Consider the following 10,617-nt stretch of genomic DNA (forward strand, 5'->3'; position numbering starts at 1 on the left):
CAGATGACCACCATGCGCCTAGACACCGATAATTACCGCCAGTTGTTTCTTAATGATACGCCGATGATTGATCTGCGGGCGCCAATTGAATTTACCCAAGGGGCGTTTCCAAACTCAATCAGTCTACCCTTGATGACCGATGATGAACGCGCCTTAGTAGGCACCTGTTACAAACAGAAAGGCCAGCAAGCCGCTATCAAACTCGGCCATGAACTGGTTAACGGTGAGATAAAAGATGCTCGAATGGAGCGCTGGCTAGCCTTTTGTCGCAACAACCCAGAAGGCTATATCTACTGCTTTCGCGGCGGGCTGCGTTCACGTACCACCCAGCAATGGCTTAAAGATGCCGGAGTCGATTACCCCTTGGTGCTCGGTGGCTACAAAGCCCTGCGGAACACCCTGTTAGAAGTATTGAGTGAAGTCACCACGCAACTTCCGTTCTATATCGTCGGAGGAAAAACCGGTTCGGCCAAAACATTGATGGTTAATACACTCCCTAACGCGGTAGATCTCGAAGGGGCGGCGCACCATCGCGGTTCCAGCTTCGGCAGTTTCGTCAACGCCCAAAACACCCAGATCAATTTTGAGAATATCACCGCGATTCAGATGCTAAAAAACCAACATGCGGGTTATTCACACTTGGTGTTTGAAGATGAAAGCCGCAATATCGGTAGCGTTGATCTTCCCAAAGCACTCTATCAAAAGATGCTGATATCCCCTGTCGCGGTGATTGAAGACCCCTTTGAGATTCGACTGCAGCGACTCCTGCAAGAATATGTAATCAATATGGTCGCCGACTATACCCGCGTGCATGGCGAGGAACAGGGACATATTCTCTGCGAAGAATATCTACTATCGGGATTGGATAAAATTCGTAAACGCTTGGGTAATGAGCGTTGGCAGACCCTGCGACAAACAATGCAAAAAGCGATTAAGCTACATCAGGCTGGCGCAGGCTTTGATGCGCACCTGAACTGGCTAACACCGTTGTTAGAGTGGTATTACGATCCGATGTATGAATATCAATTGAGCCTCAAGGCTGAGCGTATTGTATATCGTGGGAATTGGCAGGAATGTCATGATTACTTGCAACATCAAACAAGCAATACCGCAGACAACTAATTTGACACAGGGGGATATCCCCGTGGGAGCCCCTTCAGGGGCGATAAGTTCTAATCTAGACCATTCTCCATCGCCGCCTCAGGCGGCTCCTACAATCGCAACAGCCCTGTAGGAGCCCCTTTCAGGGGCGACAAGTTCTAATCTAGACCATCCTCCATCGCCGCCAGAGGCGACTCCTACAATCGCAACATCCCTGTGGGAGGCCCTTTCAGGGACGATAAGTCCTAATCTAGACCATCCTCCATCGCCGCCAGAGGCGACTCCTACAATCGCAACATCCCTGTGGGAGGCCCTTTCAGGGACGATAAGTTCTAATCTAGACCATCCTCCATCGCCGCCAGAGGCGGCTCCTACAATCGCAACAGCCCTGTGGGAGGCCCTTTCAGGGGCGATAAGTTCTAATCTAGACCATCCTCCATCGCCGCCAGAGGCGACTCCTACAATCGCAACATCCCTGTGGGAGGCCCTTTCAGGGACGATAAGTCCTAATCTAGACCATCCTCCATCGCCGCCAGAGGCGGCTCCTACAATCACAACATCCCTGTAGGAACCCCTTTCAGGGGCGATAAAACCAATTGAAAGCCATCATTCCAGATGATATTCAGATATGCCTTTTTATCGGGTTCTTATAGCTCCGATAAACAAAAAAAGGCCGGTTCGAAAACCAGCCTCAAAATCATTAATCCAAAGCTCGAAGGGGTGAACTAAGGACAAATGCGGTACTTCCTTTAGAACTTGATACGCATACCCATCAACATATCCAGATCCAGGTCTTTGCCATCTTCGTCAATATCAGAGACTTCAGCAAACAGGCTTACATTTTTCTGAGTAGGGAATTTATAAGTAACGTTAGCGTAAACCTGAGTCACATCAGTGGTAGCATCCAGCTCTTGCTTGGTGATACCGACACCAACACGAGTGGTTTCTGCAACGTTGAATTTAGCAACCAGATTGTAGATATCCAAATCGTCGGTACCAGTATCACTGGTACTGTAATCGGCCGCTAGTGCCACAGTGCCCAGATCAACCGCAGCACTCACACCCCAAGAATCAACGGCATCAGAAGACGGCGTCTTTTTATATGTCTGATACGCCGCAGCTAGCTCAACATCACCGACCTCGGTTGCAACAAACAGATCATAGGAAGAGCCATTTTCAGAGCCTTCGCCTTCAGCCTTAAGTTCAGTCGAAGCAATCAGCGTTACATTGTTAAATGATGCATCAAAACGGATAACATCATCACCATCAGTTGAAACGGCATCGAAAGCATCTTCCGCTTCATAATGTTCATAAGCACCTTCTACACCAAACTCATCAGTCGCATAGTTTTGCTTACCTGCAGCAACGGCAACACCACCAAAATCGATACCGATATACGCCTCTTCAAGCTGGCTACCTTTGTAGTCAGACTTATCTTCGGCTGCATTTTTAAAACCAAAATCCAATTGACCAAAGGCTTTCATACCGTCGCCAAGATCATAGGATACTGAGTTTTTCAATTCCAGATCATCAAACTCAATTTCAGCATCTTTCGTTTTTGATGCGTTATCACGCAGCTGAACCTGAAGGTCGCCTTTAAGTTTATAAGTCAGGCCTTTGCCTTCGTAGATTGTCGCAGCATTTACAGCAGTGGCAGATGTCGCAGCAATTGCAGCAACCAAGATCAGCTTTTTCATTTATATCTCCAATTAATAAAAAGTAAAATATTAAGTACTAAAAAGTTATTCAATGAATAATTCATCAGACAAACAAGACCAAGAAATAAAATTATTGACCATCAACCCAGGTTTTAAATCTTTCTCTCGTTTCTAAATCAGCATTTAAATACCAATATCGAAGCAGGGTTTCAGGTAGGTTAATAGAATCACTCTTATTATTATGATCATTTGCAACAGGCTTATTGGTTACACCTGACTCAGAAGAGAAGCCCGTAAGCTTCTGGCGATGACCAATTGAAATTGCCCCGCCTGACTCATTTAACTTACGCAGCTCTTGTTCATAGTTTCGATTGATCTGAAAACCGTCTTTTACAAGGGTCTTTGATACGTACTCAATTGAATTCCCAGCACTATCATTTAACAACCATGTACCATTACGGTTAAGTTCGTGTAACTCAGATAGCTTTTTGATCACCGGAGCCTTAAGCACAACATCCTGATCAACAGCCGTAAAAACAAGTACATGTGCATCGGTACTTTCAATCTCGAAACCACCGGCCTGTTTAACTTCAGCCGAATATTGAATCAGAATCTGATTTTTCCCATTAGGCAGCAGTACCGATTTTTTATTATCGAAAAATGATTTACTTTCTACTTCATAACCATTGACAGCCAGAAGAGAAATATCAGTACCCACCGATAATTTAACATCTGCCATCAGTGATGAAGAAAAAGTAAAAGCAATGATAGAAAATATAGTTGAACTAAATTGCATTACTACTGCCTTATTTAATTACATTCAAAATTAACTGGCAGCGATAATAATTGAGTTTTATTACAGCGAGGTTACGTATCGCATAATAAAACAAAAATTTTATTACTAATATTAATTATTAAAATACAATTACAAAATTATTATCTTTTAATTAATTAAATACAAATAAATCAAAGTAATTAAACCCAATAAAAAAGGGCGATCAATGATCGCCCTTCCAATGAGTACAGCTATAGCTTTTACAGATCCACTTTAAAGAACAGCGTTTCACCTGAGCTATCATCGACACCATCATTATCAGTTACCGCAAACCCTGAGCCGGCAGCATCAATGGTAAAGCCTTCAATTTTATCCTGTACGTAACCGTGCAAGGACTTTAGATCAGGTAAAAAGTCATGTACCAGTGTTTTATTAACCAGAGGTAATGACGAACCGATCGCCGCAGGCTTCAGCTGATCTTTCGATACCTGATAAAGACGCTTCACGACCGCTGACTCACCTAACTGATTATCACGCTCGATGATGTAAACCTGATCACCATGACTAACAATCTCTGATAATCCCACCCAGCCAGACGCTGCCTGCTCAAGTGGATAGCGAACAGCACCCCAGCTGCTAGTTTTCAGGTTGTAGGCTAACAGTTTTACCTGATCAGCAGGATCGTCCTTCCAAGGTCTTTGAATCGCGACCCACAGGGTATCATCGATAAGGGTGATTCCTTCTGCACCAAATTTACGCTCATGTGCTAACAACGCTTTAGGGAAATCAATCGTACGATCGATCTCCCCCTGACGATCAACATGATAAATAGCATGGGGAATATCTTTTGATGTTTTACCTTCAGAAGCAAGCCAGAAACCACCGTTACCATCGATAGCAATACCTTCTAGATCAAGTTTCTTCGCCGCTTTACCTTCACGTAAAACCGGCATTGCTGAGGTAATTTTCGCCGGTGTCTGATTCGCATCGATGCTGAAGATAGTCGGTTGATTAGCATAGAAGCTATCATTCACCGCATACAACATACCTGGTTTAGTAGGATCAGCTGTCAAACCCGATAGCGCCCCCCAACCGATCGGCGTGCCATTCGAGGTACGTGTTGACATAATCTGTGGATACGCCGCTGGTGCACCTGAGAACTGATACAGCATGACATGCGCACGAGGACCCTTATCTTCAATCAGATCTTTCTCATTTGCACTGACCAAAAGGTTACGCTGTGGAATCACCAACCCCGATTCTGGTGCCATACCTGAAGGTAACAGCTGTATAAACTCAGGAGCCCCACCCGTATCACGATAAACGCCAATCACCGAACCGCGTTCAGACAGGATAAAAATATAGGTCTGTCCATCAAACTCTCCAACCACAACACCTTCAGGCTCACTACCCTTTTTACCCGAACGTTTTTCAGGATAATGGCCCGCTAAGATAACTTCCTGTTCAAACGATGTGCCTGACTCAAATAACATCCGTCCATCTTTATGGAAAATGGTAAACCCACGGGCACCACCATTCATATCACCCTCATTGGCGATAACAAAACGATTATCATCAATCCATTTAACCGAATCAGGTTCACGTAGACGGGTTTGCTTGCCACTGAAATCCAGCTTTTTATCTTTCTTTACATCGATACCTTCAAGCTCAACACTACCGGCAGAGAAGTGATTCAAAATCTTACCACTAGCCGCATCGATAATTGCTAGATGATTATTTTCCTGTAGTGTCACTACAATCTCGTTGCGACTATTAAAATCGACAAACTCAGGTTCTGGATCGATCGCACCGATCTCAGCAAGCCCGGTCATATCAACTTTCATCGACTGATCACATTGAGGTTGTCCATTTTTAACAGGTACGATAGTGACCCAGCCAGCAGGGAACTGAGGTAACTCTCCGTCATTGAGATCTTCATCACGCTCATTCTCAATCGCCACGGCGACATAACGACCATCTTTCGATACAGCGACTGAATCAGGCTGACCAGCCAAATCACAACGCGCTAATTCCGCACGAGTTTGTAACCCCAGCGCCAGCAAATAGCCTGACGGTTTAGTATAGCTCTCGGAGGTGTTAACCCCAGCAAACACGGTAGCAGCACCAATAGCGACCGAAGTTGGCTCACCATCAAGCTTAACAATACCCCCTGCCAATGGTTTTTCTGCATTGGTGATATCAACAAAGCCCAGTGCTTCCAACGGGCTATCAGAATAAACCAAGGTATTACCATCTTCACTGGCGGCAATAATCTCAGGAGATGTTTCCTGACTCAGCTCGATTCCTTCGGGTAAATTATGAATCGCACCAAAGCTGGCAATACGGTTGAAGGAATCAGCTTGAACAGCAGTTGCAGAAGCCGCAACTGACAGCAGTAAAAGCGTTTTTTTAAAACGGCCGACAGGCATAACAGATCTCCGGGATTAATTTAACAACCCGAGGATGGTATAGGGCAGAAATGACAGAATGGTGACTAAACGATGACCAACAAAAGACTCTGACCTTTAATAATCAGAGTAAGAAGCAATTATGAGTATAATCAATGATCAGGAGGAAGTGAGCCACACTCCCCCCCTTATTTCAAAGCAGCTAAGCACCAATATATCGTTAGCGGTGCAAGAATCATTAACTATTAAGCTCGACCGTATTGGTCTTCTAACCGTACAATGTCGTCCTCGCCTAAATAAGAACCCGATTGAATCTCAATCAATTCCAACTCAACCATGCCAGGGTTTTCCAAGCAATGGATCTCGCCTAACGGAATATAGGTCGACTGGTTTTCAGTCACCAAGAAGGTCTCATTACCCTTGGTAACATTGGCCGTGCCACTAACCACAATCCAGTGCTCAGCACGGTGGTGGTGCTTCTGCACAGACAAACGCGCACCGGGTTTTACCGTAATACGCTTAACCTGATAACGGTCACCTAGATCGATCGAATCATATTTGCCCCAAGGACGATAGACTTCGCGATGCTGGAAGGTTTCATTACGACTAGCGTTCTTAATTTCAGCAACGATCGCTTTAACATCCTGGATTTTGTGCTTATCAGCCACCAATAAAGCATCTGGGGTATCGACAATAATCAAGTTATCCACACCCAAGGTGGTCACTAAACGATTAGACGACATAACAAACGAATCATGTGTGTTATGGGCAATTACATCGCCATCCAATACATTACCATTACTATCTTTGTCTTTTATTTCCCACAACGCTGCCCAGCTACCCACATCACTCCAACCGGCATCCAGTGGTAGAACAACGGCACGATCGGTCTTTTCCATCACTGCATAGTCGACAGACTCATCCGGGCAAGCCTCAAACGCAGCGGCATCAACACGAACAAAATCCATATCCGCAGCCGTCGCCTGCATCGCTTTTTCACACGCGGCAAGAATATCAGGACGGTACTTACCCAACTCTTCCAAATAGCGATCGGCACGGAACATAAACATACCACTGTTCCAGTAATAACCACCTTCAGCGAGGTAAGATTCAGCCGTCGCAAGGTCGGGTTTTTCAACAAATTCAGCAACCGCGTAAGCACCACCATTTTGTAGCGTACGATTCACATCGGCTTTTATATACCCATAACCCGTCTCAGGCTGAGTAGGCACAATACCAAAGGTAACCAGTGAGCCTTCTTTCGCTAAAGGCTCGGCCTTAGCAATCGCATCACGAAAAGCCACTTCATTTTCAATCACATGATCCGCCGCTAGAACCAACAGACACTCATCACCCAGCCCTTGACTAACCGCTTTTAGCGCGGCCAATGCAATCGCCGGTGCCGTATTACGCCCGGCAGGCTCAAGAAAGATAGAGCAGGGTTGATCTAAAACACGCATCTGTTCTGCAGCAAGGAACCGGTGTTCTTCGTTACAGATCAGGCTCACCTGATCGACAGAGCCTAAGCGGCTAACCGTCTCTTGCAACATAGAAAGATCACTGTGAAGGGGTAAGAACTGTTTAGGATACTGGGTACGGGAGAGGGGCCAAAGACGGGTACCGGAACCGCCAGCCATAATGACAGGGATCATACAGAATATCCTTTTTCGTTCATGAAATTTAAGTTAAAAATAGTGATATATAGATTGATACAATTCTATTACAAACAGGTTAATAACGTAATAGCGGATTACTGAGACTGACGAAGCGAGCGTTCGAATTAGGCTGCGGGGCCGCTGCGCGAGTCCGGATATTCTACCACCCAAGCGCAGAGTAGATATGAAGGGTGTCTTAATGCTCTAAAGAAACATTAACATCTAGCCATGCTGTTAGACCACTTCAACGATTCATGACAAATATCAGTATAGCCTTTGTAGCAGTGATAATGGGAGGCGGAGATTGAAGCCAAGTGATGATTGAAGCACCGGCCAACAGTTAAGTTTTATGCTGGCAAACAACATCTCCAAAACACCCAAAACGAAAAAGCCCCAACCAAACTAATGATCGGGGCTGTCTCTTATTTGAAGCTTGGCGATGACCTACTTTATTCAGGCTTCGCCTTCACCCTCTCAGCACTGCGTGCTTCGGGGCCGCCGTCACACGCTCCGGCGTTCAACGCGCTGCGCGCTGTTGTCGCACACGCTCGATTCGGTCATAACATACCTACATAAAAAAACCCCTTGCACTCTGTGCAAGGGGTTATCTTATTAGGTGCTTGGCAATGACCTACTCTCGCATGGGGAATCCCCACACTACCATTGGCGCTAAGACGTTTCACTTCCGAGTTCGGTAAGGGATCGGGTGGTTCCATCTCGCTATGGTCGCCAAGCAAAACTGGTTGCTCTAACGATTGAACTTAACTGTTTGTTAGTTCAAGCGTCATTAGAATCCTGTAACGGTGTTGCTTTGAGATGAGCTGTACAAGCGCTAATCCGTGTGACTTTTCAGTCGGTATCTTAATCTATCAGCTTCCCAAACGCTTTTGGCGTTATATGGTCAAGCCTCACGAGCAATTAGTACTGGTTAGCTCAACGCCTCACAACGCTTACACACCCAGCCTATCAACGTCCTGGTCTTGAACGGCTCTTCAGGGGGCTCAAGGCCCCAGTGAGATCTCATCTTGAAGGGGGCTTCCCGCTTAGATGCTTTCAGCGGTTATCCTGTCCGAACGTAGCTACCGGGCAATGCCATTGGCATGACAACCCGAACACCAGAGGTTCGTTCACTCCGGTCCTCTCGTACTAGGAGCAACTCTTCTCAAATCTCAAACGTCCACGGCAGATAGGGACCGAACTGTCTCACGACGTTCTAAACCCAGCTCGCGTACCACTTTAAATGGCGAACAGCCATACCCTTGGGACCGGCTTCAGCCCCAGGATGTGATGAGCCGACATCGAGGTGCCAAACACCGCCGTCGATGTGAACTCTTGGGCGGTATCAGCCTGTTATCCCCGGAGTACCTTTTATCCGTTGAGCGATGGCCCTTCCATACAGAACCACCGGATCACTAAGACCTACTTTCGTACCTGCTCGACGTGTCTGTCTCGCAGTCAAGCGCGCTTATGCCTTTATACTCGATGCATGATTTCCGACCATGCTGAGCGCACCTTCGTACTCCTCCGTTACTCTTTAGGAGGAGACCGCCCCAGTCAAACTACCCACCACACAATGTCCTCGATCCCGATAAGGGACCTGAGTTAGAACCTCAATAGTACCAGGCTGGTATTTCAAGATTGGCTCCATCTGAACTGGCGTCCAGATTTCAAAGCCTCCCAGCTATCCTACACAAGTAATATCAAAGTCCACTGCGAAGCTATAGTAAAGGTTCACGGGGTCTTTCCGTCTAGCCGCGGATATACGGCATCTTAACCGCAATTTCAATTTCACTGAGTCTCGGGTGGAGACAGTGTGGCCATCGTTACGCCATTCGTGCAGGTCGGAACTTACCCGACAAGGAATTTCGCTACCTTAGGACCGTTATAGTTACGGCCGCCGTTTACTTGGGCTTCGATCAAGAGCTTCGCCGAAGCTAACCCCATCAATTAACCTTCAAGCACCGGGCAGGCGTCACACCCTATACGTCCACTTTCGTGTTTGCAGAGTGCTGTGTTTTTAATAAACAGTCGCAGCCACCTAGTATCTTCGACCGACGCGAGCTTAAGGAGCAAGTCCTATCACCCACATCGGCGTACCTTCTCCCGAAGTTACGGTACCATTTTGCCTAGTTCCTTCACCCGAGTTCTCTCAAGCGCCTTGGTATTCTCTACCTGACCACCTGTGTCGGTTTGGGGTACGATTTCTTGTTATCTGAAGCTTAGAAGTTTTTCCTGGAAGCATGGCATCAACCACTTCACCCAAAAGAGGGTTCGTCATCAATTCTCAGTCTTAAAAGGACCCGGATTTTCCTAAGTCCTAAACCTACAACCTTAAACACGGACAACCAACGCCGTGCTGGCCTAGCCTTCTCCGTCACTCCGTCGCAATAACAAAAAGTACAGGAATATTAACCTGTTTCCCATCGACTACGCTCTTCAGCCTCGCCTTAGGGGTCGACTCACCCTACCCTGATTAGCATTGGATAGGAACCCTTGGTCTTCCGGCGGGGGAGTTTTTCACTCCCCTTATCGTTACTCATGTCAGCATTCGCACTTCTGATACCTCCAGGATGCCTTACAGCTTTCCCTTCAACGGCTTACAGAACGCTCCTCTACCATGCCACAAGTGGCATCCGTAGCTTCGGTGTATGGTTTGAGCCCCGTTATATCTTCCGCGCAGGCCGACTCGACTAGTGAGCTATTACGCTTTCTTTAAAGGGTGGCTGCTTCTAAGCCAACCTCCTAGCTGTCTAAGCCTTCCCACATCGTTTCCCACTTAACCATAACTTTGGGACCTTAGCTGACGGTCTGGGTTGTTTCCCTTTTCACGACGGACGTTAGCACCCGCCGTGTGTCTCCCGTGATTGCACTCATTGGTATTCGGAGTTTGCATCGGGTTGGTAAGTCGGGATGACCCCCTAGCCGAAACAGTGCTCTACCCCCAATGGTGAGACACGAGGCGCTACCTAAATAGCTTTCGAGGAGAACCAGCTATCTCCGAGCTTGATTAGCCTTTCACT

General features: G+C 46.7%; 5 protein-coding genes and 2 rRNA genes (1 of these 7 only partly in view). 1 reads left to right on the plus strand and 6 read right to left on the minus strand.

The features are described from left to right. Positions 1-12: 12 nt before the first annotated feature. Positions 13-1,122 carry a tRNA 2-selenouridine(34) synthase MnmH gene (gene mnmH / locus AC0L4K_RS14805; RefSeq protein ID WP_473266921.1) on the plus strand — a complete coding sequence of 370 codons (1,110 nt, stop codon included), beginning with the start codon at positions 13-15 and terminating at the stop codon, positions 1,120-1,122. A gap of 728 nt (positions 1,123-1,850) precedes the next feature. On the opposite strand, the gene AC0L4K_RS14810 is transcribed toward mnmH, so the two are convergent. The 6 genes from AC0L4K_RS14810 to AC0L4K_RS14835 all read right to left on the minus strand — a co-directional run. Further along, a complete protein-coding gene (locus AC0L4K_RS14810; RefSeq protein ID WP_473266922.1) occupies positions 1,851-2,798 on the minus strand; it encodes a porin in 948 nt (315 codons plus the stop codon). A gap of 91 nt (positions 2,799-2,889) precedes the next feature. Further along, positions 2,890-3,555, minus strand: a complete 666-nt coding sequence (locus AC0L4K_RS14815) for a YccT family protein (protein ID WP_473266924.1) — start codon at positions 3,553-3,555, stop codon at positions 2,890-2,892. A gap of 239 nt (positions 3,556-3,794) precedes the next feature. After that, positions 3,795-5,963 carry an esterase-like activity of phytase family protein gene (locus AC0L4K_RS14820; protein WP_473266926.1) on the minus strand — a complete coding sequence of 723 codons (2,169 nt, stop codon included), beginning with the start codon at positions 5,961-5,963 and terminating at the stop codon, positions 3,795-3,797. Between the two features lie 224 nt (positions 5,964-6,187). Beyond that, positions 6,188-7,594, minus strand: coding sequence for a mannose-1-phosphate guanylyltransferase/mannose-6-phosphate isomerase (locus AC0L4K_RS14825; RefSeq protein ID WP_473266927.1), 1,407 nt, complete (start codon positions 7,592-7,594; stop codon positions 6,188-6,190). 621 nt (positions 7,595-8,215) lie between these two features. Continuing rightward, positions 8,216-8,331 (minus strand): 5S ribosomal RNA (gene rrf, locus AC0L4K_RS14830). A gap of 163 nt (positions 8,332-8,494) precedes the next feature. Beyond that, a 23S ribosomal RNA gene (locus AC0L4K_RS14835) occupies positions 8,495-10,617 on the minus strand (it continues 770 nt past the right edge of the window).

Source organism: Amphritea sp. GJ51-11, from assembly GCF_055808735.1.